This is a genomic window from uncultured Muribaculum sp. (assembly GCF_910583865.1).
GTDB lineage: Bacteria > Bacteroidota > Bacteroidia > Bacteroidales > Muribaculaceae > Muribaculum.
On record NZ_CAJTYX010000040.1, the window covers coordinates 1 to 26,781 of the forward strand.

Below are 26,781 nucleotides of genomic sequence, written 5' to 3' on the forward strand. Positions count from 1 at the left end.
TGTGCTTATGGCTTTGAACGCCTCATACGCCTTTCTCGCCGCTTCCTTTTCAGCGTTGCTGACGGGAGCGGGGTTCGCCATTCTCTTGGCGAAATTTTCAGCGTCCTTGCCCCTTAATACGGGGGTTTCTTTTATAGGTCGTGCCATGTCTGTACTCCTTTGTTGCTTATTAGTTTACAAAGATACAACAAATTTCTGATATACAGAGTTGTCAAGCCAGAGCTGGCGCATGAGAAAATCCAGTCAGTATTGACATTTGTCGATTTAATTGCTAATTTTGCAAAAATGCTCAGTAAATCGGCTGATTTAACCTTAAAAAGACAACACTTACATTTTATTACTAAAACTACTGATTATGGGAACATTGTTTTTTGGTATTTTTGCGCTACTTTTTGGTCTATTCACCATATATCTGCGGTTATTCAAAGCTTCTGAAGGACTTGGAAAACTCGATAAGATGAAAAAAACGTACGGAGAGAAAGCAGGAACAATCATTCATATTTTCTCATATACCGTTCTTCCAATCGCCGCCGGCATATTATTCATAGTCGCATATTATAATGGTAGTGACATCTTCTAATAAATCATGTTCTTCAACCCACTAACGTGAATCAACAGGCTTGCATGCCCTTGGAATCCGGTGAGGGATGTGTGGGATATGAGGAGACGAAGCCGTAGACCACGGAGGATATGCGGGAGATGAGCGAGGATGCTTCGGTCTCGTTGCCGGCGAAGTCTTTGACGAATACCACCAGGGTATATGAAGTGCCATCGGGGAGAACCACATGTGCGGCATCGTTGTGCGCAATCAGACGTCCCTCTCCGTTGACATACCCCGAACCGGTCTTATGCGCAATGACAATCCCCTCCTTATCGGCAAGCGGAGCCGATATGCGGTCGACGCCGGTGGTGCAATTCCGAAGCGCATCGCATATAAACTCCCGGCTCTCCGACGAAAGGATACTGTCATTGAACAGCCTGTCGACAAGCACGGCTGTCGACACCGGCGACGAATGATTTTCATAGCTCAATGCATGGTCATGATGCATGTCGGACTCACGCACGGCAAGCCGGAAGCCGTCGCGAGGTACAAGCGTGGCAATGAAACTGTCGGTCTCCGCCACAGACAGCAGCCTGTCAAACATGATATTGCTTGCATTATTGTCGCTTTGCATAAGTGTGTAGCGCATCAGCGCACTGACAGGGATATCGAATCGTGAGGCCGTGTGCTCCTTAAGCATCGGGCTCCATGTATCGGGGTCAAGGTCGACGCGCCTGACATGCAACACCGTGTCCACCGACACCCCGCGAATGTCAAAGTCGTGGCATAACGCCACCGCCTGATGCAGCTTGAACACACTCATGAGCGGATACACGTCGCGGTCGTTGACCGCCACCGTGTCATGCCCATTCACTATGAGAGCCACGCCGACCTCGCCGTCCACACCTGAGACAATCGACTCAATGCTGTCACGTAGCGCATCACAATCCACAGCCGGTGCATCGCCGCCAGCAGCAACAGCACTCCGTCCGGCACATGACATCATGACCGAGATACCCGCACAAAGCATCACCGCCGAACCGAACCACTTCCTTGGATTAAGAATTAGCGCCAACACCATATCCGGTCTCATCTTACCGCAATCTTTACAACACAGTCGCCTACACGCACGACATATATTCCGGCAGCCCCGGCGGCATACGACACTTCAGCATCATGGGACCCATCGGCCATCAACAACCGTCCATCGACAGTGAATACCGACACTTCAGCACCGTAAGGATTGGATATCCGAAGAGACCTCCCATCAACGGCCACTGCTATGCCGCCAGATGAAGCATTCACATCCTCAATGCCCGACAAGCCCGACACTATCACTGAATTGGAACGTTCGCTCGTCACCTCGGGGAGATAGCCGTGCTTGTCGCGGTAGATGCCATTGACATAGTAACCCACCGTATCGTCATCATCAAGACCAAGATTTTCGGCCACACAGCTTGTATCGGGAGTCTCATATGTACGAACAGGTACAAGGATACGCTCTCCGGCGTTCATGTCGACCGTGACGCGCAGATTATCGAGAAACAGCATACCGAGCATCTCCGAAGATACCAGTATGAACGAGTTAGACTTGCAGCCGCTGAAATCGAAACTCTTCGACGCCAGATCTTCCGTCACATCAAATTCGCGCCGGTCCAGATATTCAAAAGAGCCGTCACCCTTATAATGTCCTATTGCGATGAAGCCCTTGGTCATGTTCTTGCGGCCCATGGCATCGAAAGCCACCGTCACGTTGCCTCCACCGACTGAAAGGTCGTAGACCGGCGATAAGAGCATGGCATCGTCAAACAGGCTGAAATCCTGGTTGTTCAGGCCGAGCATCCCTTTGGCGAAAGCCGGCATAACCACCTCCCAGTCGCCGTCTATGCGATATTCGAGCTCTTTCTGAGGCTTGTCGACCGTGCCTTCCGTGTCAAAATAGGAAAAATCAGTGCTAACAAGGTCATATTTCCCTGCCGCTGACGCAGTATGTATCTTCACCACATGCATGGCATACACGGTGGCCACATCCGATTCCGACCATAAGCCGGTGAACCGGCCGTCGCCAACTTCCACGGCATCATATGCCACGGGGGCCGACACGCTTCCGGGCACTACTTCGATTCTATTGGACTCTTTCGTTATGCTCCCGTCCTTGCAGCCGCACACCGTGTAGTAATAGGGAGTGCCGAAGTCTATTCCCGTCACCTTGAAACTTGTGCTTTCCACAACCTTCCCTTCAAGCAGATATTCTCTGGAGAAGATAGTGGTGACCGGGTCATAACGCATGGTGAATACATTGAGTGCATACGAATCGACGCCGACAGTCTCCTCCCAGTTGGCAGTAAACGATTCGCGCGTGAAATCCGCAGCGGGCAGCGCCACAGGAATCGCCGCACCGCCGTCGTCCACGACGATATCGTCGATATAGAACGCACCGTACATTCCCGAGAATGCGATATGGGTGTCAGTTGACCCGGCATTCATTGCTACGGAATATTCCTTCCACTCAGAGGTGAAAGTTAGAATGGCCGCCCCTTCGAGGTTATTATAGTCCATGACAAAAGCCAGAGTGCCGTCGCTCTCCCCTTTGGCCCTGAACTTGACCATATAAGATCCGGCATTGCCACTTACATCGACCGAAGGCGTCGTAAGCACTCCGGTGCCCACCGCTATATAGGCGCAGCCTCCGGCCTGATAGACATCTGTTCCCGTCCATCCCGGAGTCTGCGTCATGTCCGGCGGCACAATACCGTCGACAATCACGGAAGTCTCCTTAAACGGAGCCCCGTCGCTCCCCGATTTAAACCCGGAGAAATCTTCCTGCAACACTACGGCAGCACTCGACGCGGCACACGCAGCAAGTGCGACGATACATGTAAGTAACGATCGTTTCATGAAATCTTAGAATTTTTAGCGGACAGACCGCGATTAAGAATCATGCCATAATGGCACAATTACGCATATCACAATAGCAAAATACACCTGCCTTATACGACAGAATATCATTTTGCCACAAATATACGTCAAACATTCCACATAAACAACTTATCACCAAAACATAATCGCCTCCCGAGAGGTTATATCTATCAGAACACAATTCCAACGATATGAAAAAAGACATGATATTTTTCTCCCCCGAAGTTGAGGGTCTTACCTCGACATCGGCCAACCATATCGCCAACATGGCCAAGGAGATGATACGCAACCTCGACACGTCGCTCGCCAATATGGTGTTCTACTCGACCGAGGTGTCGCTCATCGGAAGTGAAAAAAGCAACGTGTTAAGGCAGGGTAACACCGACAAGGATGTGACGGCTGTGGCCGACATGCTCCATCGGACCGCCCGGGCCAAATCATTGATAGCATGGCTCCGCGAAGCCATAAAGGCAAAGGAGCGCCTGCTAAAGGAAGCGGAATCGCTGACCCTCGACGACTATGCCCGCGAAAAGGGCATTACCCTCGAGAAGGAACCGCAGCTTGAAACCGCCCTGACGGAGGATGACTACTACGCATCGCTCTCGCTCGACGAACGCAACCGCTACTACGAGCTTGAGACCCTCGCCGCCGTCATCGGCGAGGAGATCCATCCGGACGGACATTTCGCCGATGCCCGGAAAGAGCTCGACGAACGCAACTCGAAGCCGCACGACGTGAAAGGCGACGGACGCGACACGCTCATCTACACCTACACCCCCACCGTGAGCGGCACGGTAGTGGAGGAGACCTATTTCGCGCTGCAGAAGCAGTACCGCGAGGCACAGGCCAGGCTCAACTCGATAAAATACGATTGCCGCAAGGCCGTCCTCGAATCGGAAGTCAAGGTAAAGACCGACTATGCCGAAGCGATGAAAAAATACACCTCGTCGCGCCAACTGCTCGAAGCCGAACTGGCAAAGGATATCCGGAAACGTGTAAAAGAGATTTCGGCATACCGCATCCTCATCCCGGATTCGTTACGTGGAATATTCGACGAGGTATCGCATCTCGGAAAGGACAATGTAAGCGACAAGGAGGCATGACCACATACTCCTTTCGGTAGACACGGAAACAGCGTCGGTCGGGAAAGATCCGTCCCATTTGCGGCGGACAATCCCTAATGGAGGGCGGAGACTGCCTACATCACAACATTTGACAGGGCGCATGCATTGATTCCTTCGGGAACCGGCATGCAATCATCTAAAGCCGCATCGTCGGCTTTGTAGCAAAATCAACAGGCCGGGGGCGCAAACCTCTTTTGCCGCCATTGATGGCTTGACTGTCCGGAGGCGGTTTTTGCTCTTGACCGCGACCCCGGGTTTTAGCTTTTGATTTCGCTCTATCAGGCACGATCCGCCACCAGCCGCCACTCGTGGAGGCCACGCAGGGACACCCGTCCCGCATGGCCTCCACTTACGTATTGCGCTATGTACCAATCGCCAAAGGTTAACAGTTCATGCCAGTAAGCGCCTCCACCATTACCTTTCAAGCGTTCGTCATCCATAGTGAAGCCTTTGATGATATACTCTTTCAACCGTTCGGTTGCCCAACGTCTGAAATGTGTGGCGATGACAGACCTGATTCTATATCCCAACGAAATAATCATGTCAAGATTGTAGAATGGTATCTCACAAAACAAAGACGGCGCACCGATTGAATTCTTTGACGGAATTCATCGGCACGCCGTCGGGTCATACTTGAATATGGATATACCTTATTGATTGCTTCCAAAAACACGCATCCCTATGTGTGTCCCTATAATCGGAATCGGCTTTTATGACTGAAAGTCATACGGGAATGGCCATCATGGGGATGTCGGCGTGGAATAGCAGACGATGGGCAAGCGACGGATTGAATATGCGTGCAAACATGTTTTTCTTCTTGTTTGGCACGACAATGAAATCAATATGGCGGCTACGACCCAAAGCCTCGAAATCGTCCACGACATTTCCGGGCGACATCGTTGCCGAATGATATTCGAAGCGCGGATAGTGTTCGCGGCAATATTCCACCAAAGGCTCGACGGATGAAGCCTTGCGGCGTATCATGCCTTTTTTGTCGGGGATACCAAGCAGGGTGACGCACAGATGCTCGTCGTTGAACAGCCGATACAGCGCGTCCATGGCAAGGATATCATCCTGGTCGAGATTGCAGAACAGCACCACATGCTTCACATCAGTGAACTCACCGAACGAGGCCGACTCGGGGATGGTGATAATCGGGAAACGGCAAGAATCAAGCACTTCGGCAGTGACACTGCCCACAAGTTCGCGCCCTTTCTTGTCGCTCTCACGCGTACCCATCACTATCAGCGACGGCCCATGCTCCTTGGCATACTCAGCAATCACCTCTTCGGGAAGGCCCTCAAGCACCTCCGTAGTGAACTTTACAGCGGGTAATTCACCGGATTTTATCCGTTCTTTCAGCCTCCGGGCATACACGTCCATGGTGTGGCGCGCCTCGTTGTCAAGTTCTCGTTGCAGTTCCACATCAGCCACTTCCTCATAACTCAGAGTATCGGAAAGCTGCGAAGGCATGGCAAGGTTCGGATCAAGAAAAGCGTTGATAAGGGCTATGGCGCTCCTGTGCCGCTCCGCTATGCCGAATGCGATATCAACCGCCTTTAGCGAATGGTCGGTGAAATCGACCGGTACGAGGATGAGGTTACCCTCCTCCCGACGTTTCTCCCTCTCGCGGGCCAACGGCAGAAATATGTCGCGGTTCTCGATTATACGCAGAGCCTTGGGCAGGTCGCTTTCGAGTATACGAACCCTCACCCCGGGACTGACCACCGGCGTGGAGAGATTCACATTCTGCAACACGGCCTTCACGCCCTCGCCCTCAAGGAGAGCCTTGAGGGCGACAGCATGGTCATAGGTGTGTATTGCGACAGTGATAAGACGATCTTCTGCCATCTCGGTGATCTGTCTATAGTACTTGTTTCCGGTGTGTGCGTTACTTGTCTGCGGCGTTCTCTTCAAGGATGGCTATTGCCATGTCGTAGATAGTGGTATCGTCAAGCACTACTATGCCTCCGTCGGGACCCGGCTCGATGTGGACGCCGCAGTTGTTGCCGAACTCATAGTTGGAACCGCCGAAATAGTTGCGTACGGTCTGCACGGTGGTATTGAGCTTATCGGCAATCTTATGCATCGAGCCGTCGGGGAGGCTGTCTTTGATACGGCGAAGGTCGTTGAAAGAAATAGTCTTTGTCATGATACTATAGTTTTTAATGTGAATAATTAATTCGACATGATACCTGCACCGGCCTCTGCCGACACGTTGTATCTTCATTTCCCTAAATTAGGATATTCCACCCATAAAAACAAATTTTACGGGAATGAATGTTCTCTGTTTTACAACATGTTTTTGTACCTGCCGAATCTCCACGCCACTAATGCAGTGAGACACAAACCTTTCAGATGACGGCCACCGCCTTTCCGCTGATCCATGCGCGATGGTTATTGTCGACCTTCACGTCATACCACTTGGTGGCGACCGAATCGATGCGGGTGGTAACAGAGTCAAGAATCTCCACGCACGTGCCTTCGTGAAGCAGCATGGCCTCCTCCGAGCGGTCCTTAGGCACTCGCGGCGACGTGCTGAGAAGTGTCGAAGGGTCAATCACCACAGCCCGGTCGTGGGCTGTGGAATAACGTGTCGACACGGAAGCAAACACATTAGCGATCACACATAGGGCCAACAGCACAAAACCGCCGAAGAACCCAACCTTGCGCAACGGCACATTAGCCGAAAAGATATAAAGCGCCACAGCCCCGAGCATCAGTATGAAGCATCCTATGGCCATGCCGGCCCATACGTTGCCCGACAGACGGCAAGCGATGCCGTTGACCGTATTGGAGATAAACATGCCACGGTCGCCCGGCTCGTCAGTGATACGTGAGTTGACAAACTCCAGATTGGCACGCGCGTCGACGTTGGACGGGTCGAGACGCAACGCGCGCTCGTAATAGAGTATGGCCATCCCCGGCTTTCCCTGACGGTAATAGCTGTTGCCGATGTTGTAGAACAGGTTGCTTGAAGTGCCGTCGACTTCGGCAGCCTTCAGGTAAAGCGCCGTCGACTTGGCGAAATCGTCAGCGGCATATGCCGAATCGGCGCTCTCCACCAATGATTGCGCAGACATGGAGAAGGTCTGACAAAGGAGAGCGAGCGCAGCAATGATATGTGATATTCTGAAATTCATTGTCGTAATCTTATTTCTTTCTGATACCTTCCATTTCATTCATGGCATCCGATGCCTCGCGGTAGAGCTGCTCTATCTGCTCGTCGGAACGCGCAGGTGAGTAGCGGGCCATCTCGCAGTCGTCGATCAGACGACTGAACGTGTCGACAAGCTGACTTGGAGCGCCGTAGGCATCGAGCTGCCCGACGATATTGTCACGCGTGAGCTGCGAGGCCGGAAGAGCGAGCTTGTCGCCGAGATAACCCCATATTGCGCCCAGCAGCTCGGCGTAGAAACGGTCGGAATCGTGGGCATGCATGGCGTTGGCCGCGCTCTTCAGACGACGTCGCGCCACCTTGCCCGCACGGGCCAGACGGCGTCCCTGCACGTCGGCATTGAGGCGCGCCTGCTTGCTGTAGAGCCATACCACAACCACGAGTATGGCAAGGAGCAGTATGTAGATGGGCCAGTACCACCATGCGTTGTACACATATGTATGCGTCTTTTGCAGGTCGAGGTCGCCGAGCTTTATATGGAGTATGTCGGAATTCTTGCTCGACACGCTCTGCTTGCCCACCACAGCGGAGGAAGCCGCAGTGCCCTGAAGTACCTTTATATCATAGGATGGTGTGGTCAGCGTGACGTACTGACGGGTCGACGGGTCGAAGTAAACGAACTTGTCGGCTCCAATCTTGAACGCGCCCACGCTCTGCGGCACGAACGTGTAGTCGATGGTCATTGTGCCGGTCACGTTGCTTCCGCTCACATGCGAGTCGATATCTACCTGCGGCTGATACTGCTCGAACTCGGTCGGGAAGTCGATCGAGGGTTCTTTTATGTATTTGATATTGCCTGTTCCGTTGATGGTATACACCAGCGAGGCGGCCTCGTTGGTCTTGAACACCTGTCCGTTGAGACGGCTCGAAATATCAAAACGTCCGACCGCGCCGGTAAATCCTTCCGGCTGCGGCTGAGGAAGAGCGTCGACAATCACGGAGGCGGAGTTGGAAGTGGTCTTTATCTGACGCTCCACCGGACGGTTGCCACCCCAGAATCCGCCCATCCTCTCGTACTGCACCACCGTCACGTCGTACTTGCCCGAGTTGATGGTGAGCTTGCCCGACTTCTGCGGGAAGATGATGCACTGCTTGAGTATGGCGGTCATATAGTTCTGGCCGTTGTAATGCTCCACCTCGTTGAGAGTAGGGTTTAGTGGTATCTCGTCGATCAGGAAGCCGTCGAACGAAGGCTGTGTGGTGGGGATGAACGAGCTGATGCTGTGCTTGGTGTAGAGTTTTATCGTGCACACGATGGCCTCCTGCTCATAGGCGCGCGTCTTGTTGAGGATGATCCGCACGAGCACGTCGTTGGCATTGACAGCCCGGTCGGCGCTCTGCGTGCCGATATCGTCGACACGTGCCGAGGGCTGTGTGCCCTGCTGCGCCTTGTCGGGGGGGAGCACGGTGAAAGTGGCCGGACGCGTGGAGTAGGTCTTGCCCCCGGAGTTGATGCGTGCCTCGCCTATAGTGTAGTTCCCCGGGGTATCAGCACGGTAAGTGAATGAATAGTCGACAGTGGTCGACGACGAAGCCTGCCCGTTGACCCACTGGTAATTCTGCATACGCGAAGTCGACGGCCCGTAAAGCAGCGTGCACCCCTTGATTTCCGGAGCCTTCAGCCCGGAGCCCTCGCCGTCCTTCAGACGGAAGGTGACGTTGAACTTATTTCCCGCAATCACGGTACGTGGAGGTATCACCGTAAACGATGTCTCGGCCATGGCCGCAGCCACGGCGAGCATCATCAACAGCACTGTCGTCAATATTCTTCGTGTCATTGCAATGTCATGTTTTCTTAATACAAAACCGATCAAAAATCATGTGTCGCGCCTGAACCGGCGTCTGCCGCACACCGATGGAAGCATCACCATTGCGGCCCTGTGACGCGCCTTCCGCCTTGTGCCTCTTTCTTCTGCATCTCCTGCACCTTGCGGCGGGTGGCATTCTCCTCATTCTCCATGGTTTTGAGGATTTTCGCGGCATTGGCGTCGCTTATGCCGCCTTGCTGCTGCTGAGGCTGCTGTGGCTTCTGCTGGTCTTGCTTCTGTTTATCCTGGTCCTGATTGTTCTTATCCTGGTCCTTGTCCTGGTCCTTATTTTGATCCTTATTTTGATCCTTATTTTGATCCTTGTTTTGATCCTTGTTCTGGTCTTTGTTCTGGTCCTGTTTGTCCTGGTCCTTATTCTGGTCCTGGTCCTGCTGCTGTTGCTCCTGTTCCTGCTTCTTCAGCTGAGCGAGACGCAGATTTTCGCGGGCCTTGTCGTTATCTGGATTCTTCCGCAGAGCACCTTTATACATGCCTATGGCCTGGTCGTACTGCTGCTGGTTGAAAGCCATGTTACCGAGATTGTAGAATGCTTTCTCACTTATGGCATCGTCACAGGCAGTCTTGGCCAGGTCGGTAAGGAGCGATTGCGCCTCAGCCATGGGGTTGTTCTCGTTGTTGGGATCGGCATTGCCAGCCTGCCTCAGCAGCGACAGGGCAAGATTGTACATAGCCTTCTCGCTCATGGCGTTTTCTTCAAGCGCCTTGCGGTACTCCACCTCGGCATCGGCATAATGCTTTTCCTCATAGTGCTTGTTGCCGGCACGGATATGGTTACGCTCCTTGCGAGTTGACGTGTCGGCAGGCTTGTCGGCATACGCACATGGCGATACCGCCAGTATGGCTACCGCCGCGACGGCTATGGATAATATGTTGCGTTTAAGTGTTGACATAGGTCATTTACCAAAGAAGTTGAATTTCTTGAGCCATCCTATCTTGCGTTCAGGCAGAAGGAGGTCGGCAATGAGGAAGGCGAAAGCAAGCCATGCGAACACGGGGAACTGCTCGGCACTGGCCTTGTATGTGACTTTCTCAAGCGATGAAGTGGCAAGCGTCTTAAGCTGCTCGTCGACATCCTTAACCACGCTCGAAGAGGCGCCCTGCACGTAGATGCCTTCTCCTGCCTCGGCGATCTTGCGGGCCATCTCCTCGTTGAGACGTGTGGTCACGGGAGCGCCATTGTCATCGCGCAGGAACTGTCCGTCGCGGCCTATGGGTATCAACGCCCCCTTTGCCGAGCCGAGACCGATCACATCGACCTGAATCCCCTGCTTGGCGGCGGCCTGGACGGCTGCGACAGGGTCGTCCTCGAAGTTCTCGCCGTCGGTAATCACTATGATGGCCTTGTGGACCTCCTCATCGGGAGAAAACGAGGTGACTGCCATATCGACAGCAGCCCCTATGGCAGTGCCCTGGGTGGGCACCATCTCGGTCGAGATGCTGTTGAGGAACATCTTGGCCGATGAGAAGTCGCTCGTCACAGGGAGCTGCGTATAGGCGTCGCCGGCAAAGACGATGAGTCCCACCTTGTCGTTGCCGAGCTTGTCGAACAGCTTCTCCAGTATAAGCTTCGCACGCTGAAGGCGGCTTACACCGCGCGGATCGTCGGTGGACGACGCAAGCATGGAGTTGGAGACGTCGAGACATACCATTACCTCTATTCCCTGCACCTCGCTCACCTCCTCCTTTGCACCGGCACGCGGACGTGCAAGCACGATGACAATGGCCGCCACAGCCACAAGCTGTAGCACGAGCTTCAGCGCCGGAGTATAGCGCGAGGCTTCCGGCATCAGCGGAGCGAGCACTTCGGGATTGCCGTAAAGGCGCAGCCTTCGGCGACGCGTGAAGCGCGCCCACAGATACAGTCCGACCACCACCAGGAGGGCGAACATCAGATATAATAGTGCAGGATTGGCAAAGCTGAACATAGTGAACAACAGAATTTATGGTAAGGTGCGCAGCACGGTGCGGCGCAATATTATCTCGGCCAGGAACAGACCGAAAGCGAGCCATGCCCAGAGCATATAGTCATCCTCGGTATGGGAGAAGTGCTTCACGTCCATCTGGGTCTTTTCAAGCTGGTCGATCTCGGCGAATATCTCCTTCAGCACCGTGTTGCCGGTAGCACGGAAATACTTTCCGCCGGTCGAACGGGCAATGTTCTGCAACGTGGCCTCATCTATCACAACGGGCATAGGTACATAGTCGATACCGCCGAAGTAGTTGCGCTGCGGGGTCGGAGCGGTGCCGTTGCGGCCAACACCTATGGTGTAGACCTTGATGCCCATCTTCTTGGCAATCTCGGCGGCGGTCATGGGTGCGACCACACCGGTATTGTTAGTGCCGTCGGTGATAAGGATTATGCTCTTGCTCTTGGCTTTCCCCTCTTTTATGCGGTTGATGGATGTGGCGAGGCCGTCGCCTATGGCTGTGCCGTCGTTGAGCATCCCCATGCGTATGTCCTTGATGTAGTTGGTGACCATAGCGCGGTCGGTGGTCATCGGAAGGGCCGTGAAACTCTCGCCGGCGAAAATCACGAGACCGATATTATCGCTCTCACGTCCGGCCACGAAACGTGCGGCCACATCCTTGGCGGCCTCAAAGCGGTCGGGGGTGAAGTCGCGGGCAAGCATCGACGACGATATGTCGAGTGCTATGACTATGTCGGTGCCTTCGGTCGATGACGTACGCCAGCTGTCGCGTGTCTGCGGACGTGCGAGCACTATTATCACGCATCCTATGGCAGCCAGGCGCAACAGGAAAAGGACATGGATAAGATATTCCTTGACCGAACGCGGAAGCCGGGCATACGGGCCTACAGTGGATATGCCGAGAGCCGGGAAGGCCGAACGGTACTTCCACACATACCAGGCTATCAGGGGGATGTATATCGTGAATAGCCAGAGATATTCCGGATGAGCGAGCTGCATTACTTATTGGGTTGAGGATTATTACTTTCTGCGGCCTCCGGAGTAGCGGCGGTATTTTCGACCGGCTCGACAGGGCGGGTCGACTCCACGAACCGGGTGGCCATGGCGAAGCTCTTCACGTTGTCGTCGGGGAGAGGACGTACCTTGGCGAACTTCACGAAGTCGGCCATCTCGAGAATCTCCTTCATGAGGTCGGACGACGGACGCGTGACGTCATGCTCCTTCACCTGGTGTACAATCTGGGTGGTGGTCATCTCCATGGCGTTGATGCCGAAACGCTGCTCAAGGTATGTACGCAGAATCTCGGTAAGACGCGTGTAGAACTCCTTCTCATGCCCGTTCTCACACAGTTTCGCCTCTTTCAGGCGTGTAAGGGCCTGCATGGCGAGTTCATATGGAGGCACAGGCTTCTTTTTCGGAAGTACGTCCACCACTTTCTTCTTGCGGAAGAAGAACACGACGGCAACGGCAAGCACCACAAGGGCGCATATGAGTATCACCCACCAGTAGTCGGCTATGAAATCGGGCACGAAGTCCCAGAGTTTCCATCCGGCATCGACGGTGCCGGCGTAATCATGTATCGTCTTAAGCGAATCCACGGCTACGGGAACCACCTTCAGCGGCAGGTCGTTGGACATGACTGTGTCACCGCCGGCTGCATAGACAAAAGGCGGTATAGTATATAGTCCGGAGTCGAAAGCCTGTATGACTATCTGCTGGCGTATCTCCTCACGGCCCGAGCCTATGTCGGAGGTGTCGGGCTTACCTACACTGACCACGTCGACAGCAGAGGTGAGCGTGTCGCCCACATTGAGGAAATGGCCCTGAGTGCCGCGATCCTGCACTATGTCGACATGGAGCGTGGTCTGCTTTCCCATGAGGATGTAGGCCGAGTCGAGAGCAGTCTTTACCTGCACCGGGCCGGCCGCCTGCGCCGAGGTCATGCACAAAGCCGCAGCTACGGCCATGACGGCAACCATCATGCCACGCAACGTCCTGTGAAATATGCCGGTTGAAGGGATTGTCTTGTCCATCGTAGTAAATTTATCACTGTTCATCTCACGCCACGCTTCTTGAACAAGCCCATGAGCGACTTCACATAGTCCTCGTCGGTGGCGATCGAGGCGTAGTCCACGCCGCAGCGGTTGAAACGGTCGGTCATCACCTGCTGGCGCTCGTACCACCATTTGTTATATGCCTTGCGCACGCGTCCCGACGATGTGTTGACCCAACGGAGTGTTCCCGTCTCCAGATCCTGCACACGCATCAGTCCGACGTCGGGCAACTGTGCGTCACGCCGGTCATATACCTGAATGGCCGTGACGTCATGCTTGTTGTTGGCGATGGATAGAGAGCGGTAGTAGTCGCCCTCGTCGATGAAGTCGGATATGAGGAACGTGGTACAGCGCTTTTTCAGCGCGTCGGTAATGTAGCGCAGGGCCTGGGCAATGTCGGTGCCACGATGCTCCGGCGTGAAGTCGAGCAGTTCGCGTATGAGGAAGAGGATGTGGCGGCGACCCTTCTTGGGCGGGATGAACTTCTCGACCCGGTCGGAGAAGAAGAGCATACCGATCTTATCGTTGTTCTGTATGGCCGAGAATGCGAGAGTGGCCGCTATCTCCGCCATCATCATGCGCTTGTGCTCACCCACCGCACCGAAGTTGCGGCTCCCCGACACGTCGACGAGAAGCATTACCGTCATCTCACGCTCCTCTTCATAGACCTTTACATACGGACGGTTGTGGCGGGCTGTTACGTTCCAGTCGATATCGCGTATGTCGTCACCATACTGGTACTCGCGCACCTCGCTGAAGGTCATGCCGCGCCCCTTGAACGCCGAATGGTATTCACCGGCGAAGATGTTCTGCGACAGGCCCTTGGTCTTTATCTCAATCTTACGTATCTTCTTGAGTAGCTCGTTAGCGTCCATAGTGATGGCGTGGATTAATCATACGGTAGATGAGGGGGTATATCGAAATTGAATGCCTTTGCGGAATACACCACGACAGGCCTCATCTCCACAAATAATCAGGGTACCTCTACCTTGTCGAGGATTTCAGAAATCACATCGTCGGCGGTGATGTTGTTGGCCTCGGCCTCGTAGGTGAGACCAAGACGGTGGCGCATCACGTCGTGGGCCACGGCGCGTACATCTTCGGGCACTACATAGCCTCGGCCACGCAGGAACGCATAGCTGCGTGCCGCACGCGCGAGCGAAATCGACGCACGCGGAGAAGCGCCGAAGTCGATAATCGACACGAGATCATTAAGACCGTAGTCGGCGGGGAAACGTGTGGCGAACACGATATCCACTATATAGCGCTCTATCTTCTCATCGATGTAGATCTTCTCGCAGACCTTCTGCACCTCGAGAATCTCCTGCGGACGCAGAAGCGGACGCACCTCCTTGCGCTCGTTGGTGATGTTCTGGCGGATTATTATCTTCTCCTCCTCCTTGGTAGGATAACCGATAACCACTTTCAGAAGGAAACGGTCGACCTGCGCCTCGGGCAGAGGATATGTGCCTTCCTGCTCGATAGGGTTCTGAGTGGCCATCACGAGGAACGGCTCGTCGAGGGGGAAAGTGTTGTCACCGATGGTCACCTGACGCTCCTGCATGGCCTCAAGCAGGGCGCTCTGCACCTTGGCGGGAGCACGGTTTATTTCGTCGGCGAGCACGAAATTGGCGAATATGGGGCCTTTCTTCACCTGAAACTGCTCGCTCTTCACGCTGTAGACCATCGTACCGGTCACGTCGGCGGGGAGCAGGTCAGGGGTAAACTGTATGCGGCTGTACTTCGCGTCGATAACTTGAGCGAGAGTCTTGATGGCCAAAGTCTTGGCAAGACCGGGGACACCTTCGAGAAGAACGTGGCCGTTGGATAGAAGTGCGATGAGCAATGAGTCGATCAGATGCTTCTGGCCAACGATCGTCTGATCCATACCACGCTGTATCAGATTGATGAAATCGCTTTTGGATGCCACAAGATCGTTGAGTTCACGTATGTTTACCGGTTCACTCATAATGGGATAGGTGTTAGGGTATATTTATATTATTCTGATGCAAATTTATTAATTCTAACAACTCAACCGTTAATCGTGATTGTTAAAATTTTATATATATCCTTTAGGTTGTTAAAATCTGCAATCGGGGCATTTCCACCTCCTCCGAGTCAGAAGTAGTCTAAAAAGCCCCTTAACGTCTACGCTTCATACGGCTCTCTATCTCACCGATTTTTGCGGTGGCACGGCGCACGCTCGCAGGGTCGGAAGCGTCGATTCCGTATTTCGACGCAGGCGGTATCACGACCACCGTGCCGGGGCGTATGAGATCGGGATTGCTGATCTTATCGGCGTTCTCTTCGTAGATATACACCCAGAAACAGTTATTACCGTAATATTTACGTGCCATGGTGGTGAGATAGCGGCGTCCCGTCACTGTGTCGGTCACCACTTTCGGTGTCTGAGGCGCTGCAGGGGTGGCCTTGGGGGAAGCTTGCGCGGTTTGAGCTACGGGCGCGGCAGGATGTTCCTCCGGCTCCGGCGCAACCGCAGCGACATAAGCGGCCTCTCCGATTTCGGTGATGAATCCGTCGTCGGCCACTGAATCAAGCATCTCCTCCTCGGCTTCGAGATCTTCCGGCGATGTGTCGCCTCCCCCGAGATAGCCGAAGCTGATACCTAAGAAATAGCCCATGGCAAGACCCACAAGCACACCTATGAGCAGCATGAGCCACGGATTGAGTCCGGAGCGCTCGCGATAGACCACCACAGTCTCCGGTTCGGCCACCGGCTCTTTATCCTCCTCGACCCAGGTCCTTACGGCTGCCATAGGCCGCTCCGTAACTGCGGGTTGCTCCGCCGGCTGCGGGTTTCCGCCGGTCATCACCTCGGGAGTAGCGTCGACAACAGCCGCGGCCTCATCCACCACCTCCCCGTCGGTCAGAGCCGGCATGTCGTCCACACTGTTGCTTTCAGTGTTAGCGGCATGCATGACATGCGCAACAGGTTCAACAGTAGTATCGGGGGCGGGTTCAGGCTGTGTCTCTTTTTCAAGGGACGCATCGACCGTTGTGACTTCCGGTGCAGCCACATTTACAGGCGTCTCCTCCTGCGTTTCATGCACCTTATCCGCTTCCGGCGCATTATCTTCAGCGGGGGTATCCACGTTTTCACCGGCCCTGTCGGGCGATGCGGTAGTCTCGGCAAGCGCCTCTTCAGTCACCCCGGGAGCAAGACGCACCGGTTCGAAGGCAGCAAAGGGCTCATTGACGGCTTCGGCAAGGGAGGCATCGGGCGCCCACAGCACGGCTTCCGGCGACAAAGGCGACGGAGCGAACGTCCCGATGCCGTTTATAGTCACTTTCTCACCACGCACAAGGGCTTCCGCGGCCTTGTCGAGCAGAGCACGCAAAAACATGGCCGCCTCCTCGTCGGTGCATCCGGTCGACGTGGCTATGGAGGAGGCAATCCGGTGGAATGTCATCTTATCGTTCATGACTGTTCGCTGATTTTCCTACGCAGGAGCGTACTGGGGTTAAACTGTATGGTGATTGCGGGAGGTAGGAGCACGCTCCCTCCCCGGTCGAGGTCGTCGACCACCTTCTCATCTTCCTTTACCGTGGTGAATGTGCCGAACCCGGGCAGGAGCACCGTGTCGCCATCCACAAGGGCGTCGCGCAGAGCCGAAGCCAGCCCCCCGACAAGAGCCTCGATGTCGTGGCGCGGTCGGCGCAGATCTGTCGACAAGGAGGCTACAAGTGTAGTATTGTCCATTATATCATGAGTTTTTGTTACCATATTACCACGCGCTCCTCCGGAGCGAGCCACATGCCGTTGCCCTCCCTGACTGAGAAAGCCTCGAAGAAGGGGCGGAGGTTGCGCAAAGTGGCGTTGACACGCCAGCGCCCGAGTGAATGGGGATCGGTCTTGGTACGGTTGAGTATCTCCTCATCGCGTATGTTGCCGGCCCACACGTCGGCATACGCCAGATAGAAGCGCTGGTCGGGCGTGAAGCCGTCGATGACGGTGTCGGCGGCAGGATTTTCCTCAAGGTCGAGATGATAGGCCGTGTAGGCCACGCGCAGGCCGCCCTGGTCGGCGATGTTCTCGCCCAGCGTCAGGCGACCGTTGGCATGGGTATCGCCGAGTACCACGATGCTGTCGAACTGTGCGGCGAGCCTGTCGGTAAGGGCAGTGAACTTCTCCTTGTCGGCGGGAGTCCACCAGTCAGCGAGATTCCCGTCCTTGTCGAAGCGGCTTCCCTGGTCGTCGAAGCCGTGTGTCATCTCATGGCCTATCACTACACCGATGGCACCATAATTCTCCGCAGGGTCGGCGTCGGGATTGAAGTAAGGCGGCTGGAGTATTCCCGCCGGGAAACAGATTTCGTTGGTGGTCGGGTTGTAGTATGCGTTGACGGTCTGCGGGGTCATGTACCAGCGGTCGCGGTCGACCGGCTTCCCCCATTGGGCCAGATTGTATACCTCCTCATTCGCTATGGCGCGCTTTACATTGTCCCAATAGCTCTGTCTCGGGTCGATGTCAAGCGCCGAATAGTCGCGCCACTTTTCGGGATAGCCTATCTTCACGGTAAACGCGTCGAGTTTTTCAAGCGCACGCGCCTTGGTGGTATCGCTCATCCACGTCAGTGCGGAGATATGCTTCGCGAGAGCCTTGCGCAGGTTGCCCACAAGTTCGAGCATCTTCTTCTTGGAGCGTTCCGGGAAGTACTTCTCTACATACAGCTTGCCGACCGCCTCGCCCAATAGGGCATTGGGCACGGCAAGGGCACGCTTCCAGCGCGGCATGGGCTGCTCAACGCCGGTGATGGCGCGCGTAAGGCCGAACTTCGCGGCTACGAAATCGTCGCTCAGATAGTCGGCGGCGGCATCGAGGTACATCGCCGTAAGGTAGTCGTGTATGGCCTGCTCGGAAGCCGAAGAAAGGATCGAATCGACTACTGCGAGCACCTTGGGCTGCCCGACAATCACCGTGTCGATGTCATTGATGCCCTGACGGGCGAAATAGCGGCGCAGATCCACGGAAGGATAATCCGAGGCAAGCGCGGAGAGCGACATGGGATTGTAGCTCGCCGCAGGATCGCGCAGCTCCTCACGGCTCATGGCGGCGCACGCGAGCTTCGTCTCTATGTCGAGGGTGTTTTCGGCAAGACGCCGTTGCCCTTCCGGAGAGTATCCTACAAGTCCGGCAAGGATGCGCAGATAGGTGGTATAAGCGTCGCGCACGTGGCGGGCGCGGTCGGTATCCTCAAGATAATAGTCGCGGTCACCCATTCCGAGGCTTCCCTGGGTTAGGTACATGGCATTCACGTCAGAACGCATCATGTCGGCCTCTATGCCGGTGTCGAAGAATCCCGACATGCCGGGATGCGTGGCGAGCATATCAAGCACATCGGCCCGGGAGGCCTGGTTTATTGCCACGACATCGCCCATGACAGGCTGCGCGCCCTGGATGTTCAGGCGCAGGGAGTCGAGCCCCATCGAATAGAGGTCGCCGATTTTCTGTGCCAGCGAACCGGGGGCGGCATGACGGCTGTCAAGACCTGAAATAAGGTCGCGTACCTGCGTGCGGTTGTCGTCGCGCAAGCGGTCGAACGTGCCGAACCTGGCAAACTCGGGTTTGAGAGGATTGTTCTTCATCCAGCCTCCGCAGGCATAGTCGTAGAAGTCGTCCTGCGGCGCTACGCTCTCGTCAAGATTGGAGCGGTCGACACCGCGCGGTACATTTATAGCGTTCATGCTCATGAGTGTGGTCATTGTGACGAATGTGACTGTGATTCCTGTGACTCTTCCTATTAACGAGGACATATGTGTGGGTATTTGAGTCAATTATATTAACGTAGGGCGACCATGAATAGTTTTCGGTACATGCACTGTCGATTGGGGTCATTCCATGCCGAGGCTCTTCTTGAGATCGTCAAGTTCCATGCCGGCAAGTTCCCATAGGCTCATGGCGTTGTCGAGCTGCTTGCCGAGCGAAGCGTGGAGGTCGAAAATCTCACGCTCCACGTTGCCGGCGGCTATCTTGGCCTCCACCTCGGCGATCTGTGCCTCGATGTCGGCGATGGCAGCCTCGGCATCGGCAACTTTCTTCTCGGCGCGCTTCACCATACGCTGGCGTTCACGCTGCTCGGTGTAGCTTACACGTCCCTGCTTAGGAACGGCTTCAGCCGGTTTGTCGGCGGACGTATCGACACCTTTGCCACCTGATGCGGATGGCCCGGGCTGCGGCTGCGCTTGCGGTTTTTCTCGCTCAAGCTCCGCGAGCGAGGCGAGCTTCTTCTTTTCGAGGAATTCGTAAATGCCGCCGAGGCATTCGCGCACCCTGCCTCCGCCGAACTCGTAGACCTTCTCGACAAGTCCGTCGAGGAACTCGCGGTCGTGGCTCACCACAATCACTGTGCCGTCGAAATCCTTTATGGCCTGTTTGAGTATATCCTTTGTAGCCATGTCGAGATGATTGGTAGGCTCGTCGAGTATGAGCAGGTTGACAGGTTCAAGCAGCAGGCGTATCATGGCAAGGCGCGTCTTTTCACCACCTGAGAGCACTTTCACCTTCTTGTCGGAAGCCTCGCCGCCAAACATGAACGCGCCGAGAATGTCGCGTATCTTGGTACGGATGTCACCCACGGCCACACGGTCGATCGTGTCAAACACGGTAATCTCCCCGTCGAGCAGCTGCGCCTGGTTCTGGGCGAAGTAGCCGATCTTGACGTTGTGGCCGAGTTTGAGATGGCCGGTAAACGGAATCTCACCCATTATGCACTTCACGAGCGTCGACTTGCCCTCTCCGTTCTTCCCCACGAAGGCGACTTTCTCACCACGCTTTATCGTGAATGTCGCCCCGTCAAACACCTGATGGTCGCCATATGCCTTCCCTACCCCGTCGGCAATCACCGGATAGTCGCCCGAGCGCGGAGCCGGAGGAAACCGCAGGCTCAGACGGGAGGTATCCACCTCGTCGACCTCTATGCGCTCGATCTTGGCAAGCTGCTTCATGCGGCTCTGCACCTGCACGGCCTTGGTGGCCTTGTAGCGGAAACGCTCTATGAATTCCTCGGTGTCCTGTATCTGCTTCTGCTGATTCTCATAGGCACGTCGCTGCTGCTCGATGCGCTCCTGATGGAGCACCACATACTTCGAGTAGTTGACGGCGTAATCGTAGATTTTACCCAATGAAATCTCGATCGTGCGGTTGGTCACATTGTCGATGAATGCACGGTCGTGGCTCACAAGCACCACGGCGCCGGCCTTGGTCGTGAGGAATGTCTCAAGCCACTGTATCGACTCAATGTCAAGGTGGTTGGTAGGCTCGTCTAGTAGCAGCACGTCGGGGCGCTGGAGAAGAATCTTGGCAAGCTCTATGCGCATTCGCCACCCTCCGGAAAATTCCGATGTCGGCCGCTCGAAGTCGCTGCGCACGAAACCGAGTCCTATAAGTGCCTTTTCCATCTCGGCCTGGCCGCCGTCGCCATCCTCCATGGCTATCTGTTCCGACAGGACAGTCATCCTGTCTATCAGCCGGGCATAACCCTCGCTGTCGTAGTCGGTGCGTTCGGCAAGCTCCGCGCTGAGGCGGTCATACTGTACGTGCAGCTCCCGGATGTGTCCGAAAGCCTTGCGCACCTCCTCGATGACGGTATTGGTGTCGGTCAGCGTCATGTGCTGGGGCAGGTAGCCGATGGTGACATCCTGCGGTACAGCCACCGTGCCCGATGTAGGTCGCTGCAATCCTGCTATTATCTTCAGCATGGTCGATTTGCCCGCGCCGTTCTTCCCCACGAGGGCGATACGGTCGCGCTTGTTGATTACATAGCTTATGCCGTCAAACAGGCTTTTGGCGCTGAACTCTACCGATAGATTCTGTATGGAAATCATCTTATTTCTGGAAAATTACCACAAAGTTACTTATTATCGCAGACATTTCATAACTTTGTAAATTCACTCACAATTACACCGCACCCCATAATGAACATTTTCAAAGCACTATCTCTGACGGCCATGCTGGCCGCCTCAGTGACATATTCCTATGCACGCGAGTTTCAAGACTGGTCGAACTTCGGACGCTACCATACTGCAAATACAGAAGTAAAATCCCTCCCGGCAGAGCAGCGCAAGGTGGTGTTTCTCGGCAATTCCATCACCGACAACTGGGCCAAGAAGCGTCCCGCTTTCTTCCACGACAACGGATATGTAGGCCGCGGCATATCGGGACAGACAACATATCAGTTTCTTTCACGCTTCAGAGAGGATGTCATAAACCTGCATCCGAGAATAGTGGTCATCAATGCCGCCACCAACGATGTGGCGGAGAACACCCATCCATACGACGAGGATATGACCGTAGGCAACATAACATCACTAATAGAACTCGCGCAGGCCAACGGCATCACCCCGGTGCTCACCACCACCCTCCCGGCTGCTTCATTTCCGTGGCGCAAGGAGATTACCGACAGTTCAGACAAGATTATATCGCTCAACAAGCGCCTCCAGGCGCTCGCCGAACAGAAAGGCATATTATTTGTCGATTATTATTCGTCGCTCATAACACCCGACGACCCGTCGCGCGCCCTGAACGCGAGCTACTCATACGACGGAGTGCACCCGAACGAGACAGGATACGCCGTGATGGAATCCATCATAAATCCTGTACTCCAGAAAATTCTGGCAAAATAACGCCGTACCCGACATCATTAACAACCACAAACAATAATATTAAATTATCCAAAATATCGCCACATATTTGGGGGATTAGGAAAATTGTAGTACCTTTGTCCTCCGGGTAAGTCCTACACGACCAGCTCCCCGGGAACTCCGCCAGGCCTTGACCGGAGCAACGGTACCGGGTTGTAGCGGTGCGATGTAGCAAGCTTACCCTTTTTTCATACCCCTACCGGTCCTGATTACATCTTTTCAGAAGAATAAATCCATAGCAAGAGGTTGTATGAAACTGACCTCAAATTTGCTGCGGAATGTCGTTTGCCGGAAAAACTTAACATGCCGTCTAAGTAGTAAATCACATCCAGGTGTATATATAACAGAGGCAGTCGTGCCACAGACCCTTAAACCAACATAATTCATGACAAGAAAAACTTCGATAAAGTGTACAGTGCTATCATTATCACTCGCGGTATTGCTGCCGGCGATGTCATGTCGCGCGCCACAGCAAGCCGATGACAGGAACTACGCGAAAAAAGTCAACCCGTTCATAGGCACTGACTTTACCGGAAACACCTATCCCGGAGCACAAGCGCCACACGGGCTCGTGCAGTTGAGTCCCGACAACGGTCTCCCGGGCTGGGACCGTATAGCAGGTTACTTCTACCCCGACAGCACCATAGCTGGATTCAGCCACACGCACCTCAGCGGCACCGGTGCGGGCGACCTCTATGACATATCCTTCATGCCGGTGACCGACCCTGTGGCGAAAGCCGAAGCGCCGCTCGGCATACATTCCCGATTCTCCCACGACTCGGAAGAGGCATATGCCGGATATTATAAGGTGAAACTCGACGACTACGACATAACCGTCGAACTGACAGCCACCGAACATTGCGGCGTGCAGCGCTACACATGGCCCGGCAACAAAGGGAAAGTGATACTGAACCTCGCCAAGGCCACCAACTGGGATGCCACCAAAGACACAGGCATCGAAATCATCGACTCGGTGACCATACGCGGCCACCGGTTCAGCGACGGATGGGCGCACGACCAGAAGGTATGGTTCGCCACGCGCTTCTCCCGTCCGTTCACATCCGTGGAGATGGATACCGTAGGAGGCCACGTGGCCACTTTCGATTTCGACACCAGACCGGGCGAGACGCTTACGGTGGTAACAGCCATTTCAGGCACCGACAGTGAGGGCGCAATGAAAAACCTCGCCGCAGAAGGCCCGCACGATGATTTCGACAAATATCTTGCCGACGCCACCGACACATGGAACAAGCAGTTGGGCAAAATCGAAGTGGAGACCGACGACCCGGAACTCAGCACGGTGTTCTACACCGCCCTCTACCATTCACTGCTTGCGCCGGTAGTGTTCAGCGACGCCGACGGACGCTACAGAGGCCCCGACGGCACCATCCACACCACCGCGCAGGGCAGGAAGAACTACGGTACATTCTCCCTGTGGGACACCTACCGCGCCGCACATCCGCTCTACACCATCATCGAGCCTGAAGCCGCCGGCGACATGGCTCAATCGCTCCTGGACTTCGCCGAACAGAACGGACGGCTACCCGTGTGGAACATGTGGGCCTCCGAGACCGACATGATGATCGGCTACCACTCCGCGCCGGTGATTGTCGACGCCGTGCTCAAGGGTATCGGCGACATCGACCCGCACAAGGCTCTCGACGCGTGTGTCCGCACAGCCCGTATGGACGATTACCGCTCAATCGGCGACTACCGCCGCCTCGGCTATGTGCCTTGCGACCGCGATTCGTCATGGTCAATGTCAAAGACCCTTGAATACGCCTACGACGACTACTGCATAGCACGCCTCGCCAAACACGTGGGCGACAGCGCCATCTATCGTGAATTCTCGGAAAGGGCGCAGAACTACCGAAACACGTTCAACCCCGAATCGGGATTCATGCAGCCGCGCAGGAGCGACGGATCGTTCGTCACACCCTTCTCTCCCGAAGCCTACACAGAGGATATCTGCGAGAGCAACGCATGGCAGTACCTATGGTCGGTGCAACACGACGTAGAGGGTTTGAAAGGTCTTATCGGCGGTGACGCGGAGTTCGAGAAACGCCTCGACCGCTTCTTCACCGAGGAATCGGATTCGGCCTCCTTGCCGATATTCAGCACCGGCATGATCGGACAGTACGCCCACGGCAACGAGCCGTCGCACCATGCCGCATACCTCTACAATTATTGCGGACGTCCCGACAAGGCCGCCGACTACCTGTCGAAGATAATGTCCACGCTATACACCTCCGCTCCCGACGGCCTGTGCGGCAACGAGGACTGCGGACAGATGTCGGCATGGTTCGTGCTCAGCTCCCTCGGTTTCTATCCCGTCGATCCGGTGAGCGGCGAGTACAGCATCGGCACACCGTTCTTCAGGAAAGCAAAAATACACCTTGACAATGGCAAGACTTTCACAATCGAAGCTTCCGAGGCAGCGCCGGGCAGACCGGTGTCGGGAACAGTGGAACTGAACGGCAAACCATTGACGGACCTTACTATCAAACACTCCGACATAACCTCGGGAGCATCCCTTAACTTCAAAAACGACTCATCGAAGAAATGAAAAGAGCCATATTATCACTGGCAACTGCCGCATGCATCATGACCGGCATTGCCGCAGAGGACTACACTCAGTATGTAAACCCGCTCACCGGCACCCAGTCGAGCTTTGAACTTTCAACAGGAAACACCTACCCCATAATCGCACGCCCCTGGGGCATGAACTTCTGGACACCCCAGACCGGAAAGAACGGCGACGGATGGCAATACACCTACGACGCCCACAAGATACGCGGATTCAAGCAGACCCACCAGCCAAGCCCGTGGATCAACGATTTCGGACAGTTCTCGATAATGCCCGTGACAGGCTCGCCGAAGTTCGATGAAGAGAGCCGCGCAAGCTGGTTCTCACACAAGGGTGAAACGGCAAAGCCATACTATTACTCGGCCTACCTCGCCGACCATGACGTGCTCGCCGAGATAGCACCCACCGAGCGTGCAGCCATGATGCGCTTCACATTCCCCGACGACAGCTCTTTCGTCACAGTCGATGCCTTCGACCGCGGATCGGCAATAACCATAATCCCTGAACAGCGCAGAATCGTCGGAAAGACCACCCGCAACAGCGGCGGTGTGCCCGACAACTTCGCCAACTACTTCGTCATCGAGTTTGACAAGCCTTTTGAATATGTCGCGACATTCGGCAACGATGCCGAGGGCGACTCACTCGTGCTCACTCCGGGCAGCAAGAGTTTCGAGGGCAACCATGCCGGCGGCGTAATCGGATTCAAGACATCGCGCGGCGAGAAAGTGCATGCCCGCGTGGCCTCGTCGTTTATCAGCTCGGAGCAGGCGCTGATCAATCTCGGCGAACTGGATGGAAAGACATTCGACATCGTGGCCGATGAAGGAAAGGAGCGCTGGAACGACATTCTCGGCCGCGTGGAAATCGAGGACGACGATATCGACAACAAGCGCACATTCTATTCATGCCTCTACCGCGCAACGCTGTTCCCCCACAAGTTCTATGAGATCGACGCCTCGGGACGCCCCGTGCACTACAGCCCCTACGACGGCAAAGTGCATGACGGCTACATGTACACCGGCACCGGATTCTGGGATACTTTCCGTGCCCTGTTCCCGCTGCTCAACGTATTCTACCCGTCGGTCAACCTCGAGATGCAGGAAGGCTTCCTCAACGCCTACCGCGAGAGCGGGTTCTACCCCGAATGGTGCAGCCCCGGCCATCGCGACTGCATGGTCGGCAACAACTCGGCATCGGTCATGGCTGACGCATACCTCAGCGGCGTGAAGGTAGCCGACACAAAGACCCTCTGGGAAGGGCTGCTCAAGGGTGCTTCCGCCGAACATCCTACCGTAGGCTCCACGGGCCGCAAGGGCGTGGAAGAGTACAACCGCCTAGGCTATGTGCCCTATGACACCGGCATAAAGGAAAACGCCGCACGCACTCTCGAATACGCCTACGATGACTGGTGCATATATCAGCTCGGCAAGGTGCTCGGCAAGAGCGACAAGGAGCTGAAGCCATTCGCAAAGCGCGCCATGAACTACCGAAACCTCTTCGACAAGGAAACCTCGCTGATGCGCGGACGCAATGCCGACGGCTCGTTCAGCACGCCGTTCTCGCCGCTGAAATGGGGCGACGCTTTCACCGAAGGCAATGCATGGCACTACACATGGTCGGTGTTCCACGACCCGCAGGGGCTGATTGACCTGATGGGTGGCAACAAGAAGTTCGTGGCCATGCTCGACTCGGTGTTTACCGTCCCGCCCCATTTCGACGACAGCTACTACGGATTCCCCATCCATGAGATACGTGAGATGACCGTGATGAACATGGGCAACTATGCCCACGGCAACCAGCCCGTGCAGCACATGATCTATCTCTACGACTGGGCGGGAGAGCCTTGGAAGGCGCAGAAGCATGCGAGGGAGGTGATGGACCGCATGTACACACCGGATCCCGACGGATATTGCGGCGACGAGGACAACGGCCAGACCTCGGCATGGTATGTGTTCTCGGC

General features: G+C 55.1%; 20 protein-coding genes, 1 other RNA gene and 1 pseudogene. 5 read left to right on the plus strand and 17 right to left on the minus strand.

The features are described 5' to 3' along the window. Window positions 1-611: 611 nt before the first annotated feature. A complete protein-coding gene (locus tag QZ303_RS08685) occupies window positions 612-1,634 on the minus strand; it encodes a serine hydrolase (RefSeq protein WP_295731754.1) in 1,023 nt (340 codons plus the stop codon). Further along, window positions 1,631-3,439 (minus strand): hypothetical protein, encoded by a 1,809-nt coding sequence (locus QZ303_RS08690; RefSeq protein ID WP_295731756.1) that lies wholly within the window; start codon window positions 3,437-3,439, stop codon window positions 1,631-1,633. Before QZ303_RS08690 ends, QZ303_RS08685 begins: the two co-directional genes overlap by 4 nt. Window positions 3,440-3,651: 212 nt before the next feature. On the opposite strand from QZ303_RS08690, the gene QZ303_RS08695 reads away from it, so the two are divergent. Then, on the plus strand, window positions 3,652-4,563 hold the full coding sequence (locus QZ303_RS08695; RefSeq protein ID WP_295731758.1) for a hypothetical protein: 912 nt from the start codon (window positions 3,652-3,654) through the stop codon (window positions 4,561-4,563). A 404-nt stretch (window positions 4,564-4,967) separates the two neighbouring features. Here QZ303_RS08695 and rhuM read toward each other — a convergent pair. The 15 genes and pseudogenes from rhuM to QZ303_RS08770 all read right to left on the minus strand — a co-directional run. Beyond that, window positions 4,968-5,150, minus strand: a pseudogene (gene rhuM / locus QZ303_RS08700) (RhuM family protein); the annotation flags it as partial. A 157-nt stretch (window positions 5,151-5,307) separates the two neighbouring features. Further along, on the minus strand, window positions 5,308-6,435 hold the full coding sequence (locus tag QZ303_RS08705; protein WP_295731760.1) for a universal stress protein: 1,128 nt from the start codon (window positions 6,433-6,435) through the stop codon (window positions 5,308-5,310). Between the two features lie 40 nt (window positions 6,436-6,475). Continuing rightward, window positions 6,476-6,736, minus strand: a complete 261-nt coding sequence (locus tag QZ303_RS08710; RefSeq protein ID WP_295731762.1) for a DNA-binding protein — start codon at window positions 6,734-6,736, stop codon at window positions 6,476-6,478. A 202-nt stretch (window positions 6,737-6,938) separates the two neighbouring features. Beyond that, complete coding sequence (locus QZ303_RS08715) at window positions 6,939-7,727, minus strand: tetratricopeptide repeat protein (protein WP_295731764.1); 789 nt, start codon at window positions 7,725-7,727, stop codon at window positions 6,939-6,941. A 10-nt stretch (window positions 7,728-7,737) separates the two neighbouring features. Beyond that, entirely contained in the window at window positions 7,738-9,540 is a 1,803-nt protein-coding gene (locus tag QZ303_RS08720; RefSeq protein WP_295731766.1) for a BatD family protein, read from the minus strand. 86 nt (window positions 9,541-9,626) lie between these two features. After that, window positions 9,627-10,481, minus strand: a complete 855-nt coding sequence (locus QZ303_RS08725; protein WP_295731768.1) for a tetratricopeptide repeat protein — start codon at window positions 10,479-10,481, stop codon at window positions 9,627-9,629. 3 nt (window positions 10,482-10,484) lie between these two features. Next, window positions 10,485-11,516, minus strand: coding sequence for a VWA domain-containing protein (locus tag QZ303_RS08730; protein WP_295731770.1), 1,032 nt, complete (start codon window positions 11,514-11,516; stop codon window positions 10,485-10,487). Window positions 11,517-11,531: 15 nt separating this feature from the next. After that, window positions 11,532-12,518, minus strand: coding sequence for a VWA domain-containing protein (locus tag QZ303_RS08735; RefSeq protein WP_295731772.1), 987 nt, complete (start codon window positions 12,516-12,518; stop codon window positions 11,532-11,534). Next, entirely contained in the window at window positions 12,518-13,552 is a 1,035-nt protein-coding gene (locus QZ303_RS08740; RefSeq protein ID WP_295731774.1) for a cell wall anchor protein, read from the minus strand. Before QZ303_RS08740 ends, QZ303_RS08735 begins: the two co-directional genes overlap by 1 nt. Before the next feature lie 20 nt (window positions 13,553-13,572). After that, window positions 13,573-14,448: a DUF58 domain-containing protein gene (locus QZ303_RS08745; RefSeq protein WP_295731776.1), complete on the minus strand. Its 876-nt coding sequence runs from the start codon at window positions 14,446-14,448 to the stop codon at window positions 13,573-13,575. A 98-nt stretch (window positions 14,449-14,546) separates the two neighbouring features. Further along, window positions 14,547-15,542: a MoxR family ATPase gene (locus QZ303_RS08750; RefSeq protein ID WP_295731778.1), complete on the minus strand. Its 996-nt coding sequence runs from the start codon at window positions 15,540-15,542 to the stop codon at window positions 14,547-14,549. A gap of 172 nt (window positions 15,543-15,714) precedes the next feature. Beyond that, on the minus strand, window positions 15,715-17,016 hold the full coding sequence (locus QZ303_RS08755) for an HU family DNA-binding protein (protein WP_295731780.1): 1,302 nt from the start codon (window positions 17,014-17,016) through the stop codon (window positions 15,715-15,717). Continuing rightward, complete coding sequence (locus QZ303_RS08760; RefSeq protein WP_295731782.1) at window positions 17,013-17,294, minus strand: HU family DNA-binding protein; 282 nt, start codon at window positions 17,292-17,294, stop codon at window positions 17,013-17,015. Before QZ303_RS08760 ends, QZ303_RS08755 begins: the two co-directional genes overlap by 4 nt. A 17-nt stretch (window positions 17,295-17,311) precedes the next feature. After that, window positions 17,312-19,348 carry a M13 family metallopeptidase gene (locus tag QZ303_RS08765; RefSeq protein ID WP_295731784.1) on the minus strand — a complete coding sequence of 679 codons (2,037 nt, stop codon included), beginning with the start codon at window positions 19,346-19,348 and terminating at the stop codon, window positions 17,312-17,314. Between the two features lie 78 nt (window positions 19,349-19,426). Further along, complete coding sequence (locus QZ303_RS08770) at window positions 19,427-21,418, minus strand: ABC-F family ATP-binding cassette domain-containing protein (protein ID WP_295731786.1); 1,992 nt, start codon at window positions 21,416-21,418, stop codon at window positions 19,427-19,429. Between the two features lie 123 nt (window positions 21,419-21,541). Between QZ303_RS08770 and QZ303_RS08775 the strand changes: the two genes are divergently transcribed. The 4 genes from QZ303_RS08775 to QZ303_RS08790 all read left to right on the plus strand — a co-directional run. Beyond that, window positions 21,542-22,216: an SGNH/GDSL hydrolase family protein gene (locus tag QZ303_RS08775; RefSeq protein ID WP_295731792.1), complete on the plus strand. Its 675-nt coding sequence runs from the start codon at window positions 21,542-21,544 to the stop codon at window positions 22,214-22,216. Between the two features lie 104 nt (window positions 22,217-22,320). Next, an RNA gene (gene ffs, locus QZ303_RS08780) (signal recognition particle sRNA small type) lies at window positions 22,321-22,420 on the plus strand. A 199-nt stretch (window positions 22,421-22,619) separates the two neighbouring features. After that, the gene (locus QZ303_RS08785; protein WP_295731788.1) at window positions 22,620-24,800 is read left to right on the plus strand and encodes a GH92 family glycosyl hydrolase; all 2,181 of its coding nucleotides are present in this window, start codon (window positions 22,620-22,622) and stop codon (window positions 24,798-24,800) included. Then, a partial coding sequence (locus QZ303_RS08790; protein WP_295731790.1) for a GH92 family glycosyl hydrolase occupies window positions 24,797-26,781 on the plus strand: 1,985 nt, incomplete at its 3' end. The genes QZ303_RS08785 and QZ303_RS08790, both read left to right, overlap by 4 nt.